The sequence below is a fragment of the Candidatus Cardinium sp. cByotN1 genome (genome assembly GCF_022810525.1).
Lineage (GTDB): Bacteria > Bacteroidota > Bacteroidia > Cytophagales > Amoebophilaceae > Cardinium.
Genome location: NZ_JAACGG010000007.1, coordinates 1 through 15,299 on the forward strand (window position 1 = coordinate 1; position 15,299 = coordinate 15,299).

The 15,299-nt window shown below is 36.4% G+C and carries 13 protein-coding genes, 1 tRNA gene and 1 pseudogene; 14 read left to right on the forward strand and 1 reads right to left on the reverse strand.

The window, feature by feature from the left end; genetic code table 11:
• Positions 1–158 precede the first annotated feature (158 nt).
• Positions 159–712: pseudogene (locus MUW73_RS00300) on the reverse strand (transposase); the annotation flags it as partial.
• A gap of 397 nt (positions 713–1,109) precedes the next feature.
• Here MUW73_RS00300 and MUW73_RS00305 point away from each other — a divergent pair.
• The 14 genes from MUW73_RS00305 (at position 1,110) to sufB (ending at position 15,140) form a co-directional block, all read left to right on the forward strand.
• The gene (locus MUW73_RS00305; RefSeq protein WP_243018704.1) at positions 1,110–1,778 is read left to right on the forward strand and encodes a hypothetical protein; all 669 of its coding nucleotides are present in this window, start codon (positions 1,110–1,112) and stop codon (positions 1,776–1,778) included.
• Positions 1,779–1,986: 208 nt separating this feature from the next.
• Positions 1,987–4,410 carry an ankyrin repeat domain-containing protein gene (locus MUW73_RS00310; RefSeq protein WP_243018703.1) on the forward strand — a complete coding sequence of 808 codons (2,424 nt, stop codon included), beginning with the start codon at positions 1,987–1,989 and terminating at the stop codon, positions 4,408–4,410.
• Positions 4,411–4,826: 416 nt separating this feature from the next.
• Positions 4,827–6,317 carry a glycine--tRNA ligase gene (locus tag MUW73_RS00315; RefSeq protein ID WP_243018219.1) on the forward strand — a complete coding sequence of 497 codons (1,491 nt, stop codon included), beginning with the start codon at positions 4,827–4,829 and terminating at the stop codon, positions 6,315–6,317.
• 56 nt (positions 6,318–6,373) lie between these two features.
• Positions 6,374–6,447, forward strand: a tRNA-Ala gene (locus MUW73_RS00320).
• Between the two features lie 24 nt (positions 6,448–6,471).
• Entirely contained in the window at positions 6,472–8,196 is a 1,725-nt protein-coding gene (locus MUW73_RS00325; RefSeq protein ID WP_243575133.1) for an Ig-like domain-containing protein, read from the forward strand.
• Between the two features lie 26 nt (positions 8,197–8,222).
• Complete coding sequence (rnhA, locus tag MUW73_RS00330; RefSeq protein WP_243018221.1) at positions 8,223–8,678, forward strand: ribonuclease HI; 456 nt, start codon at positions 8,223–8,225, stop codon at positions 8,676–8,678.
• Positions 8,679–8,981: 303 nt separating this feature from the next.
• The gene (locus MUW73_RS00335) at positions 8,982–9,539 is read left to right on the forward strand and encodes an HAD family hydrolase (protein WP_243575134.1); all 558 of its coding nucleotides are present in this window, start codon (positions 8,982–8,984) and stop codon (positions 9,537–9,539) included.
• 758 nt (positions 9,540–10,297) lie between these two features.
• On the forward strand, positions 10,298–10,612 hold the full coding sequence (gene rplU, locus MUW73_RS00340; protein WP_243018223.1) for a 50S ribosomal protein L21: 315 nt from the start codon (positions 10,298–10,300) through the stop codon (positions 10,610–10,612).
• Positions 10,613–10,621: 9 nt separating this feature from the next.
• Positions 10,622–10,876 carry a 50S ribosomal protein L27 gene (gene rpmA, locus MUW73_RS00345; protein ID WP_243018224.1) on the forward strand — a complete coding sequence of 85 codons (255 nt, stop codon included), beginning with the start codon at positions 10,622–10,624 and terminating at the stop codon, positions 10,874–10,876.
• Between the two features lie 83 nt (positions 10,877–10,959).
• The gene (gene rpsP / locus MUW73_RS00350) at positions 10,960–11,310 is read left to right on the forward strand and encodes a 30S ribosomal protein S16 (protein WP_306668676.1); all 351 of its coding nucleotides are present in this window, start codon (positions 10,960–10,962) and stop codon (positions 11,308–11,310) included.
• A 58-nt stretch (positions 11,311–11,368) separates the two neighbouring features.
• Complete coding sequence (acpP, locus tag MUW73_RS00355) at positions 11,369–11,623, forward strand: acyl carrier protein (RefSeq protein WP_243018225.1); 255 nt, start codon at positions 11,369–11,371, stop codon at positions 11,621–11,623.
• 37 nt (positions 11,624–11,660) lie between these two features.
• Complete coding sequence (fabF, locus tag MUW73_RS00360; RefSeq protein ID WP_243018226.1) at positions 11,661–12,911, forward strand: beta-ketoacyl-ACP synthase II; 1,251 nt, start codon at positions 11,661–11,663, stop codon at positions 12,909–12,911.
• Between the two features lie 77 nt (positions 12,912–12,988).
• Complete coding sequence (gene rnc / locus MUW73_RS00365; protein WP_243018227.1) at positions 12,989–13,633, forward strand: ribonuclease III; 645 nt, start codon at positions 12,989–12,991, stop codon at positions 13,631–13,633.
• 58 nt (positions 13,634–13,691) lie between these two features.
• A complete protein-coding gene (sufB, locus tag MUW73_RS00370; protein ID WP_243018228.1) occupies positions 13,692–15,140 on the forward strand; it encodes a Fe-S cluster assembly protein SufB in 1,449 nt (482 codons plus the stop codon).
• Positions 15,141–15,299: the final 159 nt, after the last annotated feature.

Sequence of the window (15,299 nt, forward strand, 5' to 3'; positions counted from 1 at the left end):
ATGAAAAGAAAAACAGTTGCCGGGAGGGATTGCAGGTAGGCTCCTGTTTTTCCAACAGTAAACTAAGCTTTCAGCCACTTTTTTCATCAGCGCTTGATTTTTTGCTTACTTTTTTATCAAGAAAAAAGTAAGCAAAAAACATCTTATTTGCCACTGACTTGAACAGGTACGAGTCGTTTATAGCCAAAGTAGAGATTATGGCCTTTCTTACCCAGCTTGCTTCTTGGTCTACCCCTTTTTGATAGCTTTCAACTGTGGTTATAGTGCCGTTTTTATCCAGATCATAGCTTTTTTTACCTTTAGAGCGTCTAGGAGTAGGGGTAATAGAAGCATCAACAGCTGCTGAGCCATTTCGGACCAATACACCATGATCAGATAGCTGATTATTAATTATTTTCAATAACCTTTCTAGCGCTTTTTTTTGAGTAAGAGCAGTCCTAAACCTGCTTAATAAACTATGGCCTGGAACAGGACTATCCATATAAATACCACAAAACCTCCTAAAAGTGATACGATCATTTACTTCTTATTCGACTTGGTAATCGCTAAGAGAGTACCACGTCTGCAGCAAGAGCATTTTAAACAAAAGCAGGGGACTATAGGCCGGCTTGCCTGATAAACGTAAACCTTTAGGATAATATAATCGAAGTTCTTTTTCTACAACAGACCAATTAACTAGCTTGTTAATTTGATCGAAGTTGGTTATTCCTATGAAAGCTGGTATTTGTTTACTATATAAATTGATGTGTAAAGTTTTTTGCTTCCAAAAATATTTAAAAAGTGATGGATCATACAAAAGCATTTAAGCCCGAATCTATCTATCTTTTACATCTTTACAAGTATTGTGATTTCTAAATACCATTATTTTTTGCAAGTATCTTTATTTTTTTTTATTAATAGTAGTAGGCTAATTAATAAAAATTAAAATTGTAGATAAACCTAATTATAGATAAGTTAAGAGGTTGCTCCGTTCGATGGCGCTTAATTAAGGTTGTATTTTATCTGAAATTAAGCAGATAGAGTAGAACAATATGATAGGCTATAGGACATACATTGGCAGCACCCTGTTTGGTTACGATTATACTATTATTTATTTAAAGATCAATGCTATGAAAACCTATACACGCTACAGAGCAGGTCTGCTCGCTGGACTATTAATTTTAAATACCTTATCTGCTTGTGTAAATGTACATACAAGGAAAGAGCTAGGGTTTTCTATCACTGCTAAGCTCCAAAGATTCCATCAAAGATCCCAAAGATTATGGAATAGGAGCTCCCCATGGGCTAAGGTTTTTTATGTGACAGCCGCACTAACTTTAGTGCTTTGTCCCATTGTAGGCTGGTATGTTATTTATCATCATGCTGACGTTGGGCATGGAGCAAATCCAATAGGTCTGGGGCCATCTCCTGCTCCTCCCCTTATCCCTATTAATCATACAACTACTGAACCAGTACCACCCATTACAGATCCGACAGACAATGAAAAATTTGTTAGTAGTAACTCAACAGAAGCACCAGTTAGTAACAAAACAAAAGTACCATTCACTGTTGAGGACCCTAGGCGCATAACTGAGGCAATATTGACATATTTGAAAGAGCAAGGCTTCTCAATAGACAGTATCAAATATGCCTGGGAACATGGTCTATATAAAGATGCAACGGATCAAAATGGATGCAATCTGCTACATCTAATAAGCAAATCGGAGCAAGCAAATGATAAACCAGAAGTGGTAACCTTTTTAACTGAACAAGCCGTTAATGCAAGTTCAACATGCTAAGCACCTGATTTTAATAACCTAAACATTGTTCCATAGAGCTAGCTTCGTGTATTTATTCAGCACTGTAGCAGAGCCCAAAAAAGCAAAAAGTAACATTAAAAAGTACCTTTTTATCTTGGAATTATATTTACTTTTTTTGTGATATAAATCCTATCATTTTTATCCAAATTATTGATGACCTTCTCTGTTCTATTAAACATCAAATACTATGAAAAGGTATCTAAATTATATTGTAACCCTATTTAGCGCGCTATTAAGCCTGAGCATTTTTTTTTCTTGTATGAGAAGAGCACTACCAACGCGCCAAGCAATGGATTCACAAAAAAAGCCTTCAGAATCTACAGATAAAAAGGTAGAATCAAGCTCTGACTTAGATAAAACACTGGATCAAGTAGCCAAGCTAACACCACTTGGTCTATATATAAGCAGAGGGCATAAGTCATTAGTTCTTGCTTTAATTAATTCACAAAGCACTAACATTAATGATACAGGGGACGCACCACCTTCACTTTTCTATGCACTGCAGTGTAAAAAACCGGATATAGCGCTGGCTTTATTACAGCACCCTAGACATAACGAGCTAGATGTTGCATATACGCTTCCAGAGACAGGAGATACTGCCTTGCATGTGGCAGTTGAATATGGGTACACAGAGGTAGTCAAAAAACTAATAAATAAGGAGAAGATTAAGGTTAATAAGGTTAATATAAATGCACAAAATAACAAGAAAGAAACGCCTCTCTTTTTAGCATTAAAAGCAGGTCAAAAACAAATAGCTCATCTCTTGCTTGAAGTATCAAATATTGACTTAAGTGTCCCAGGTTATACTCATTATAATAATCTTCTGGACTGGGCAGTTAATAAGGATGATGGAGGCGTAACACGATTGATTTTAAAAAATCAACCTAATTTTAATAGTGAAAATCATAACTATTTACTCCGGCTAGCCGCATCAAAGGGCTATCTAGATACAGTTAAGGCTTTCTTAGAAAGACAACAAGGTATTGATCTAAATAGCCAAAATGAAGATGGAAATACTGTCTTGCATGTGGCAGCTAGAGAGGGGCATACAGAGGTAGTTAAAGAAATCTTAAACAATAAGCAGATTAAGATTGATATAAATGCACAAAATAAAGAGGGAAATACTGCATTGCATATAGCGACTATGAAGGGACGTACAAAGGTAGCTAAACTACTAATAAATAAGGAGAAGATTAATCTAAATGTACAAAATGAAGATAGAAATACTGTCTTGCATCTAGCAGCTAGAGCGGGGCATCCAGAGGTAGTGCAAGAACTCCTCTTAAAGGATGCTAATATTGATGTAAATGCGCAAGATAAAGACGGAGATACTGCCTTGCATGTGGCAGCAGACAAAGGTCATCTAGGTGTTGTAGAAGCGCTTGTAGAAGCTAAGGCAGACGTAAATAGCCAAAATAACGCCAACAATACCCCCTTACATCTAGCAGTATACAACGACCATGTAAGTGTAGTGAAGTTTTTAGTGGAACTATTAGACATTAACTTAAACGTCAAAAATAATAATAACAAAACGCCTCTGAACCTCGCAAATGACAAGAATTATACAAAATTAGCACAAGAACTCGTAAACATTTCTATGAATTTAAGTCAAGAGATCATCAGCGACCTTCAATGCAAGGATCATTATTTTTCGCAAGAAAGGGTAGAGTATTGGCTTAGTAAGCGTCTAAGTATAGATGCAAAGGACTCTGCAGGGAAGACTCTATTATTCTATGCACTAAATTTTAATCAAGGTCTTGTCCCATTTTTAATAAAAAAAGGAGCAGATGTAAATGCAAAAAATAATGTGGGGTGGACTCCATTATTAACAACATTAGCGTCTGGTGATGATTACTTAAAAATATTTATGGAGGCAAGAGTACCAGTAGATGTGAATCTAGGAAATAACCAGGGTGAAACTCCATTAATGTATGCAGCAATTAAGACGAATTCAGATGTTGTGGAATTTTTAATAAAGAAAGGAGCAGTGATCGATGCACAAGATATTAAAGGAAAAACCCCATTAATGTATGCAGCACGTAACAATAACATGGGTCCTCTCAAAGTATTACTAGCACACAAAGCAAAAGTACATATACAAGATAAAAGCAAAAAAACTGCTCTTGATTATGTAACATATGATGAAATGATACCATTACTACAAGATGCTTTTAATAAATCTATAACTCCATTAGACTTGGTAAAGCACCCTAACGTCTTAGATGAAGACATCTTGAAATATCTTGAAAAGAATCACTTTTCGGAAGAAAAGATAGGCTATTTGCTTGATAAAGGTTTAAAAATAGATGCAAAAGCTAATGATGAGTATGAATCGACTCTATTGATGCTTGTAGTAAAAGATAGCAAACTAGAAAATAGATATGATATCACTCAATACTTAATAGGCAAAGGAGCTAATCTTAACTTAAAGGACAAAGAAGGGGATACTGTTTTGCATCTAGTAGTTCGCAGGGGTTTAAAAGAAATTGTACAATTACTATTAGACAACAATATTGATGACAATATCACAAATCAGTATGGTGCCACTGCTTTGGATGAAGCAAAAAATGACAATATAATTGCTTTGCTTAGTAAAAAAACCAAAAATTGATTGTATCCATTCAGCCGTATGGCAGCGTAGGCAAAAAACGCTCTTTGTAAAAAGCTGCGATCAGAAAGCGCCCCTTACAGGTTTGCGTTCACCACTATGGCTTATGCTAGAAAAAAACGCGCCCTTTGAAAAAAGTAGCTTTAAAAATTCATTTTTTACCAATGTCGTGAACGAAAACAACCCGCCGAGCCGGTGCTTAAATCCTCGCGTACACCTAGTAAGCTCCAGTTTTGTGCTCCGTCTCTCCTACAATACAAATTCCTCACCATAAGCGAGTTTTGCAGGAAGCCTATAGTATTTAAATTTAATTTAAAAAAAAATTATTAGCTTTGGACTACAACAACAAAGTCTATTCCAATGCCCATTGTACAAACTAGCTTTCTATAAATCTTGAAACCATAACCCAATTAAGATAAATGTCTACTACAGATGCGCTTTTATATAGCTCAGATCATACCTTTAAAGAATTAATTGCCCATGCACAGCGCTATGGTTTTATCTATCCATCCAGTGAAATTTATGATGGGCTACAGTCTATTTATGATTATGGCCCTTATGGCGTAGCCTTAAAGCGTAACTTGCAAAACTTTTGGTGGCAAAGCATGACCCAGTTGCATCAAAACATTGTAGGGATTGATTCAGCCATTATGATGCACCCTACTACCTGGAAAGCTTCTGGCCACATAGATGGCTTTAGTGACCCAATGGTAGACAATAAAGACTCTAAAAAGCGCTATCGTGTAGACCTACTGATAGAGGAACATGCCATGCAATTGGTTTCCCAAGGTAAGTCTAACCAGTCAAAAGGCTTAATGGAAGCTATGGAGCGCTGTTTAGCAGCAGGTGATTTACCTGGTTTAGATGAATTGTTGCAACAATTTGGTATTGTATGTCCGCTGTCTAAGACAGCGGATTGGACTCCTGTGCGTCAATTTAATCTTATGTTTTCCACACAAGTTGGTGCACAAAATGATGCGACAACTATTTATTTACGACCAGAAACGGCACAAGGTATTTTTGTCAACTTTTTGAATGTGCAAAAAACAGCACGGATGAAAATTCCTTTTGGAATCGCCCAAGTGGGAAAAGCCTTTCGCAATGAAATTGTAGCGCGTCAATTTACCTTTCGTATGCGTGAGTTTGAACAAATGGAAATGCAGTTTTTTATCCAACCTGGAACAGAAAAGTGCTGGTTCGACTATTGGCAAGAAAATCGTAAAAATTGGTATAGCAGTTTAGGTATTGAGCAAGAAAAGATTAACATATATCCGCATAAGCAACTGGCCCATTATGCAACCGCTGCGGTTGACATTGAGTATGCATTTCCATTTGGATACAAAGAGGTAGAGGGAATTCATTCTAGAACAGATTTTGATTTAACCAGCCATCAACATTATGCTAAAAAGAAATTACAATACTTTGACCCTGATTTAAAAAAGAGTTATATACCCTATGTCATAGAGACTTCTGTAGGGCTTGATCGATTGGTTTTAATGTTGTTAAGCAACGCTTTAACCAAAGAAAATAATCCAGTAAATGAAGAGCGCACTACAAGCAGAACCTATTTGAAACTTCCGCCACCACTAGCACCGATTAAATCAGCTATTTTCCCATTGGTAAACAAGGATGGATTAGCCGAAAAAGCCTTAACACTATTTGACCAACTTAAATATGACTTCCCGCTTATTTATGAGGCAACTCCATCGATTGGTAAACGGTATGCTCGACAAGATCTTATTGGTACGCCTTATTCAATTACTATTGATTACCAAACTTTAGAAGATGAAACGGTTACCATACGTGAACGAGATTCTATGAGACAATATCGCATCCATATGTCTGAAATAACACACCATTTAGCTAGTACAACCAGTATAAAATCACTACTTTTACAGCTAAAAAAGTAAGTTGTACTTGGTTTATATAAAAAATAATGGTATCGTTGCATTGTATATTTTTTTTAGGGGAATTAGCTCAGTTGGCTAGAGTGTCTCGATGGCATCGAGAAGGTCGGGGGTTCGAATCCCCCATTCTCCACTTATATCTTACTGATGCTTACTGATGCTTACATTCATTTCCACCCTTTTACGGCTGGTCAAACAAGGCTTTTTACTGCTGATTCCTATTATTTCCTGTGTTGCGGTACAAGACCCAGAAGGTGGCCCACCTGATCAAACCCCGCTTATACTCGTTCGTTCCTTCCCAGAAAACGGTGCCTTGAATGTCAAGGGTACAAAAATTCGATTGACTTTTAATAAAGATATTGCTGTTGTAAACATATACGATAACTTGGTTATCATGCCTAATTTGGATACACCAAAAAATAAACAGCCTTATAGCTATACCGTAAATGGTAAAACGCTAGAACTGAAATTAAATACCCCATTAAAAGAGGATACTACTTATTCTATCCACTTTAATAAAGCGATTAAAGATACCCATGAGGGTACTCAGGCCAGTGGTGAGGTTTTAACGTTTAGTACCGGCTCTTTTATAGATCCCATTACCCTTAAGGGAAAAATTAAAGAACTATTAACCAATAAACCTGTAGGAGATGTGAGCGTATACCTATATAGTGATACGCGAGATCCGAAAGAATGGCAGGAAAAAGGTATGCCAGATTATTATACTACCGCTGATCAAGAGGGTAATTTTGCTATAAGTTGCATACGGATGGGCCAGTATTATATACGGGCCACTACTGGAAAAAATAAAACTTGTAAAATTGATTACGAAAAAGATAAATATGGATTTTTTAAGAATCCTATCGATTTAAATGATTCTCAAGATATTGTACTCTCGCTTGTAGCAGCTGATGTACGTGACCTGAAGCTACTGCGGGGCATGCCCCAAAAAGGGCTTTTTGAAATAGTCTTTAACAAACCCATAGCCAAATATGAACTTACACCCCTTGAAACGGTAGGCGCAAAGGGGAAACCACAGCTATATAGTTTGCACTCCAAGAGCGTTCCTAACACCATTACGGTTTACAATACTTTTGGTCTGCTAGAGGGAGATACTTTTAAAATTAAACTAAGAGCCCAGGATGCCTTACATATAGCGTTAGAAGAAAGTATAACTATTAGCTTCAAGGAAGGTAAATCAGAGCATACTCAAAAAAGTCTAAGCTATAGTCTATCGCCACGTGTGCTACCTTCTATACTGCCTCATTTCACCGAATCCATTGTATTTAACAAGCCGATTAAAACATTTAAAGAAGCACTCATCTATTTCGAAGGCAAAAATCAACAGAAACTGGCTCTTAAGGAAGATGAACTAGAATGGAATGGAGATAAAACTAAGCTTACCATACGAAAACAGTTCACACCACAAGAGATCATGCAATTTTCCACACAAGAGCAAGACAGCGAAAAGAAAAGTAAGGTTATCAAGCAGATGATTACGCTACAGGTAGAACCGGGTGCTTGTACGGCATTTGATCAATCAACCCATAAAAAGATTACGCAGAGCTATGTCCTTAGAAATAAAGAAGAAACAGGTACCATTTCAGGGAAAATAGAGACGACTAATGCCCATTTCATCATTGAACTACTCAATGATAAAGATCAAATCGTAGATACCATCCGGAATAAGAAAAGTTATAAATTTACAATGGTGCCTCCTGGTTCTTATAAGATGCGTCTATTAGTGCTTAACCAAGGAGAAGAGGAGTGGTCACCTGGTGATATACTAAAAAATATTGAACCCAACCCCGTATTCTTTTATGAAAAAGATATCAATTTGACAGAAAAATGGGATCTAACAGGTATCGATTTTACTTTTTAATAGGCTAAGACTTTTACTTATTTTGAATGATTACTATGTATACAGATGGTGCGGCTAGAGGTAACCCTGGGCCAGGTGGATATGGTGTTATTGTAAAGCACAATGGTTCTACAAAAGAACTGGCGCAAGGTTATAGAAAAACAACCAATAACCGAATGGAGCTATTAGCTGTTATCATAGGTTTAGAAGCGCTCAAGCAAACAGCACAAGAAGTTACCATCTATTCTGATTCGAAATATGTAGTAGATGCCATCGAAAAAGGCTGGCTAAAAAATTGGCTAAAAATAGATTTTAAGGGTAAAAAAAACCCTGATCTATGGAAGCGTTTTTGGATAGTCTATCAAAAACATACAGTTCATTTTTGTTGGATTAAAGGCCATGCTGGCCATTATGAGAATGAACGTTGCGATCAGCTTGCTGTAGCTAGTAGCCATACGAATTTACTGGTAGATCATTATTACGAAGGTATAAAAAGTACCTAAAGGGTAGTGTATCTATGTGCCTATTTACGAAACTGGTAAATAGAAGTATCTTTCAAGCTAGTTTTTTTGTATCCATTCACTCAATGGCGTCAACTTAAGTAATTATTTATTTTTTTTATTTGATTATAAATGTTTTTCTCTTACTTTTTTCTTGATAAAAAAATAGCTTTACAAAATTCATTTTTTACCAGTCTCATGAACAGATACTTTATTTTTATTAAAAAATTTATTGCCAAAAAATATTCAGTTATTTTACCGCTTATTACATCCTGTAATGTATTGAGATGTTCTAATAGTATAAATGTGTCTAATAGTCAATATAAAAATAATCTTGTGGCTAATTCGGATACATGTAATTTAAATCCAGTTGGAACCAACGTTCCGAATACCAAAGAAGATGCAGTATTAGTATGTCTGGATTTTGATGGAACTATAGTAAATGAAAATGCATATGCTATGTTGTATGATGATACCCCGCATACAAATAAGCGTGGTATATGGTTTATGTATAAAGGTAAAATAGAATCAGATAATCCAGATATCAGTTGTGAAAACTATAATAAAAAAGAGTTATTATCTATAACTAGATCTTTATTAGATAGTAAAGCGCTTACATTACGTAAGCCTCAAGAGTTAAGAGATCTAATAGATTGTTTATTAACAAAAGGACATAAAATTGCCATTACCACCCTTGGAAACCATCCTTTTGCAATAAAGGTAGTATTAAAAGAATTAGGATTGAATGAAAATCAAATAGACAATATACCTATAATAGGCAGTTTTTATCCAAATAACGAAACGATTAAATATGATCATATCAATAAAGCTAGATCAATTAAATGGCATGCAAAAAGACTGTAATGTTATATTAGTAGATGATAGTCCTAAGCAAATTGATAGAACAAGTTCATATAAGAATATGCAAGGTATCATTGTTAATGACACGTTCTCTTGGAAGCAAGTAATTGAAAAAGTAGAGCATAAAAATTAAGAAAACCGCGATCATATTAACAGAACATTACGGTTTAGGATAAAGCTTTGTATCTGTTCAGGCAATGGCGTCAACTTAATGATTATATTTAACTGATTATTAAATAAAATTGCATTTTTTGAATGGATGATTAGTAGGGAACCTGGCTTATCGGTGGCCATAATACCTATAATGTATAGGTTTAGGGAACTGGTGCCAAAAGCTTTTTTATACCGCTTTTTGCTTATTTTTTTATCAAGAAAAAAGTAAAATAAAAATTCCTTGTATGTTAATGAATGGCCTAGTCATGATAACGGTACACTGTATCATGGCAATAAACCGAAAAAATAAAATACGTAAACAAATTCCGCAACATAAACAAATGCAGTAAACAATCTAATATCGGCCAATCATTATACCTTTTGCCAAACCTACTTCTAATGCCATTTTTGATGTCGAAACTGATCTATGCTTCTAAAATACATGCATTATGTTGCAGTGCGTCACTGCGCTTCTTCTAAAAATAGTTCATCAAAAGTAGGTTTGGCAAGAAGTCTATTTTTTATTTTATAGAAAAAAGCTTAGTTTTGTTAAAATTTATTTTTTCTATTTCTAGAAAAGATAATTATTCTTTAGATTATAAAAACATATGTATGCAATTGTAGAAATAGCTGGGAAGCAATTTAAAGTTTCTAAAGAGCAGTGGCTTTACACCCCTAAATTGCAAGGTGAAGTAGGTACTTTGCTCACCCTTGATAAAGTTTTACTATTAGATGACGAAGTCGGAACGATAATGGTTGGTACACCTACCTTGAATGGGGTAACCATTAAAGCTAAAGTATTAGCACATACTAAGGCAAATAAAATTATCGTTTTTAAGAAAAAAAGACGGAATGGTTATAAAGTAAAACGAGGGCATCGTCAAGATCACACGAGGATTGTTATTGAAGATATTGTAAAGTAATATAATACCATGGCACATAAGAAGGGAGCTGGTAGCTCCCGTAACGGAAGAGATTCAGAAAGTAAGCGACTCGGCATAAAAAAATATGGCGGAGAAGCTGTAAAAGCTGGCCATATCATTGTCAGGCAAAGGGGTACCCGTTATTATCCTGGTAAGAATGTTGGCCTAGGTAGGGACCATACTTTATTTGCCTTAACAAATGGGCTAGTTATCTTTAACAAAAAGAAAAACATGCGCTCTATTGTTTCCGTGGGTGAGGTTTAGTCTTATATCTGTTTGATATGTGTTTGCCTAACAAAAAAAAATAATCCATTAACTACTTGCAAACGAGATTTGCTAAAAATACTATGGCTGTAAAAATAAGATTAGCTAGATGCGGTAGAAAACATCTAGCAGAGTATGACATTGTTGTAGCGGATGCCAGATCGCCAAGAGATGGCCGTTTTATAGAAAAAATTGGGAACTATAATCCCAATACAGCTCCTGCAACCGTTAAACTTAATGAAGTAAGTGCATTAAAATGGCTTTTTCAGGGTGCACAACCTACTGATACGGTTAAAAACCTTTTATCCAAGCAAGGTGTTATGCTTAAAAAGCACCTGCAAGTAGGTGTTATGAAGGGAGCTATCACACAAGAGCAGGCAGATCAAAGGTTGGCTAGTTGGAAGGCAGAGCGTATAAAAATGGGCATTCGGTAATTGCCTAGTAAGACAATAATTCAATTCAATTCAATCAAAACATAAAATAGTTAATTCGATGACTAGGGAAGATATTTTCGCTAAAGTAGTAGCTATTGTTGTTGAGAAGCTGAATGTTTCAGCTGAAGAGGTAGTAACTACAGCCCATTTCGCAAATGACTTAGGTGCTGATTCTCTTGACCAAGTAGAGTTGGTTATGGAGTTTGAAAAAGTATTTGATATGCAAATCAAGGATGATGAGGCTACCAACTTACAAACTGTAGGTAGTGTGGTAGATTATTTGGTAGAAGTCTTAGTCAAACCGGGGGCTTAGCCAAGGGTTGTTCTTAATTATACCTTATTGCTTTTCTATGTTACCCACAAGAGTAGTCATTACAGGATTAGGCGCTCTCACGCCAATTGGTAATGATATAAAAGCCTATTGGAATGGTCTTGTATCTGGGCAAAGTGGTGCAGAGCCTATCCATAGATTTGATCCTGCTAAGCATAAAACTAAGTTTGCTTGTAGCCTAAAAGGGTATGATCCGCATAACTACCTTGATGCAAGAGATATCAGGCGAATGGATCCATTTACCCAGTATGCTATGGTGGCTGGAGATGAAGCTATTCAGGATGCTGCCTTACTCACTTCTCTAGTAGATAAAGAACGTGTAGGCGTTATATGGGGTTCTGGTATAGGTGGCTTAGGTACTACAGAAGCAACTGTTTTGGCGCTTGCGGGTAATAATATGGATCCTAAAATCAATCCTTTTTTTATCCCTAAAATTATACCAGATATTCCTGCTGGTTACTTGTCAATTAAGTATGGATTTAAAGGACCTAATTTTTCTACAGTATCTGCATGTGCTTCTGCAGTAAACGCTATAATAACTGCTTTTCAGTTGATTAAATTAGGCGATGCAGATGTAGTGTTAGCCGGTGGCTCAGAAGCACCTATTATTCAAGTAGGGATTGCTGGATTTAATGCATTAAAAGCGCTCTCTACCCGTAATGAAGACTATTTAACCGCTTCTCGCCCTTTTGATAAGACACGAGATGGTTTTGTGATGGGGGAGGGTGCAGGTGCCTTAATACTTGAGTCTTATGCCCATGCTCAAAAAAGAAATGCTAAAATTTACGCTGAAGTAGTAGGAGTAGGCATGTCTGCAGACGCTTATCATATTACCGCACCAGATAAAGGAGGCGTCATGTTAGCATTGCAACGTGCGCTAGCTAGTGCTGGTCTTTTACCCGATTGTATAGATTACATTAATGCCCATGGAACCAGTACACCATTAGGTGATATCAATGAGATTCAGGCTATTCAAGAGGTATTTGGCGCTCATGCTTATAGGCTTAATATTAGCTCGACTAAGTCAATGACGGGGCATTTGTTGGGTGCAGCAGGTGCTATAGAGTCTATTGCCACTATTTTAGCATTAGTGCATCAACTAGTTCCGCCAACTATTAACCATAAGGTATTAGATGAGGCCATTGATTCACGAATTAATCTAACCTTGAATAAGCCAGAAAAAAGATCTATCTTATTTGCTCAAAACAATGCGTTTGGCTTTGGTGGCCATAATGTTTCTATTATCTTCAAGAAATGGGAAGGTTTCTAAGTTTACTGCAACACTTTTTTATCAAGAAAGATCGTACTACCCAGCAGTTAGCCTCTTTCGTAAGAACAGTTACTGGCATGATCCCTTCAAATCTTGCGTTGTATAAAGTAGCCCTTCAGCATAGTTCCATAGAGGAAGGATACACTTCCAATGAACGTCTTGAATTTCTGGGAGATGCTATATTATCTGCCATTGTTGCAGGCTATCTATTCAAGAAATATCCTTTAAAAGAAGAAGGTTTTTTAACAGATATACGTTCAAGATTGGTCAACAGGGATTCCTTAAATGGGTTGGCACGTAAAATTCATTTAGATAAGTTCTTGCATTATGATACGAATCTAGTAAAACGAAGTGGCCATAAGTTTATTTATGGCAATGCATTAGAAGCGCTTATTGGTGCTGTTTACTTAGATCATGGTTATGAACGCTGTCAAAAATTTGTTATTGATCGTCTGATAGTCAATTATGTAAGCTTAAAAGAGCTGATAGCACATGATACTAACTTTAAGAGTAAAATTATTCAATGGGCTCATAAAAACCATCTTCAAGTAGTGTTTAGGATTCTGGAAGAGAAGCAATATGATTATTATAAAGAATTTACCGCTCAGGTCCTTATCAATCAAAAAGTTATGGGAGAAGGGACGGGTAGGACTAAAAAATGTGCCGAACAAATGGCTGCTCAACAAGCCTTACAATATATGGAACCAGCAGAAGAGACATAATCCAATGCCATGAGCTCGGCACCTATAACAATATAATTTATCTAGTCTAGAGAAATTTATGCCACAAGAAGCACAAGCTATACGAGATATTATTGATGCATCTGATTATCAATATGGTTTTGAAAGCAATATTCCTGTAGATTCAATTCCAAAAGGGTTAACAGAAGCGACCATTCGCTTAATTGCTGAGAAAAAAAAAGAACCAGATTGGTTGCTACAAAGGCGTTTAGAGGCTTTTGATCACTTATCCAAATTAAAAGAGCCTACTTGGGCCAAGGTTGTCTACCCGCCTATAAATTATCAAAATATTATTTATTATGCTGCCCCTAAACAAAAAGTAGCATTAAACAGTTTAGAAGAAGCTGATCCAGAGCTTTTAGCTACTTTCAATCGCTTAGGTATTTCATTAGAAGAGCAAAAAAGGCTAACTGGTGTAGCCATGGATGTAGTATTAGATAGTGTTTCTGTGGCCACTACCTTTAAAGAGACGTTAAATAAGTTAGGTATTATTTTTTGTTCTTTTAGTGAAGCCGTTCAAAAGTACCCTGATTTGGTTCAAAAGTATTTAGGTAAAGTAGTCCCTATGACTGACAACTACTTTGCGACCCTGAATACTGCTGTATTTAGCGATGGATCTTTTTGTTATATTCCCAAAGGGGTTCATTGTCCTATGGAGCTTTCTACCTATTTTCGTATCAATGCCACCAACACGGGCCAATTTGAACGAACTTTAATTATAGCAGAAGAAGATGCCTATGTTAGCTATTTAGAAGGCTGTACGGCCCCTATGCGCGATGAGCACCAATTACATGCCGCTGTAGTAGAGATTTATGCTGAAAAAGCAGCTCATGTAAAATATTCTACTGTACAAAATTGGTATCCAGGTAATAAAGATGGGGTAGGTGGTGTCTATAATTTTGTAACCAAGCGAGGCCTTTGTGCAGGCGCGCATGCTAAAATTTCCTGGACACAAGTCGAAACAGGCTCAGCTATTACTTGGAAGTATCCTAGCTGCATTTTAATGGGAGACCATTCAGTAGGCGAATTCTACTCTGTAGCAGTCACCAAGAACAAACAGCAAGCAGATACAGGAACAAAAATGATTCACTTAGGTAAACATACCAAGAGTCGTATTGTAGCCAAAGGGATTGCAGCTGGTTCATCCAATAATAGTTATAGAGGCTTGGTTAAACTAGCACCTAAAGCTGCTCATGCAACTAATTTTTCTCAGTGCGACTCTTTGTTAATCGGTAATAATTGTGGTGCGCATACTTTCCCTTATATAGAAGTAAACAACCCAACTGGCAAGGTAGCACATGAAGCTACTACTTCTAAAATTAGTGAAGACCAGCTATTTTATTGCAATCAACGTGGTATTGATCATGAAAATGCCATTGCACTTATTGTCAATGGCTACTGCAAAGAGGTGCTTAATCAGTTACCTATGGAGTTTGCTGTAGAAGCTCAAAAACTCTTGGCACTGACTTTAGAGGGTAGTGTCGGATAATAGACATTTTTGAGCATTCATTTGCAGTATCCGTTCACCACTGTGGTTTTTCTTCGATTGTATTTAGCAACTCTTTGGTTTGCGTTGGCGCAATTAGTAGAAAATGAATTTTTGTTGTTACTTTTTTCTTGATAAAAAAGTAACCAAAAAATCAAGCGC

Coding starts and splice junctions, on each gene's coding strand:
- MUW73_RS00310 (WP_243018703.1), top strand. CDS start 1,987: ATGAAAAGGTATCTAAATTATATTGTAACCCTATTTAGCGCGCTATTA.
- MUW73_RS00325 (WP_243575133.1), top strand. CDS start 6,472: ATGCTTACATTCATTTCCACCCTTTTACGGCTGGTCAAACAAGGCTTT.
- fabF (WP_243018226.1), top strand. CDS start 11,661: ATGTTACCCACAAGAGTAGTCATTACAGGATTAGGCGCTCTCACGCCA.
- rnc (WP_243018227.1), top strand. CDS start 12,989: ATGATCCCTTCAAATCTTGCGTTGTATAAAGTAGCCCTTCAGCATAGT.
- MUW73_RS00305 (WP_243018704.1), top strand. CDS start 1,110: ATGAAAACCTATACACGCTACAGAGCAGGTCTGCTCGCTGGACTATTA.
- rpsP (WP_306668676.1), top strand. CDS start 10,960: ATGGCTGTAAAAATAAGATTAGCTAGATGCGGTAGAAAACATCTAGCA.
- rpmA (WP_243018224.1), top strand. CDS start 10,622: ATGGCACATAAGAAGGGAGCTGGTAGCTCCCGTAACGGAAGAGATTCA.
- sufB (WP_243018228.1), top strand. CDS start 13,692: ATGCCACAAGAAGCACAAGCTATACGAGATATTATTGATGCATCTGAT.
- acpP (WP_243018225.1), top strand. CDS start 11,369: ATGACTAGGGAAGATATTTTCGCTAAAGTAGTAGCTATTGTTGTTGAG.
- rplU (WP_243018223.1), top strand. CDS start 10,298: ATGTATGCAATTGTAGAAATAGCTGGGAAGCAATTTAAAGTTTCTAAA.
- MUW73_RS00315 (WP_243018219.1), top strand. CDS start 4,827: ATGTCTACTACAGATGCGCTTTTATATAGCTCAGATCATACCTTTAAA.
- rnhA (WP_243018221.1), top strand. CDS start 8,223: ATGATTACTATGTATACAGATGGTGCGGCTAGAGGTAACCCTGGGCCA.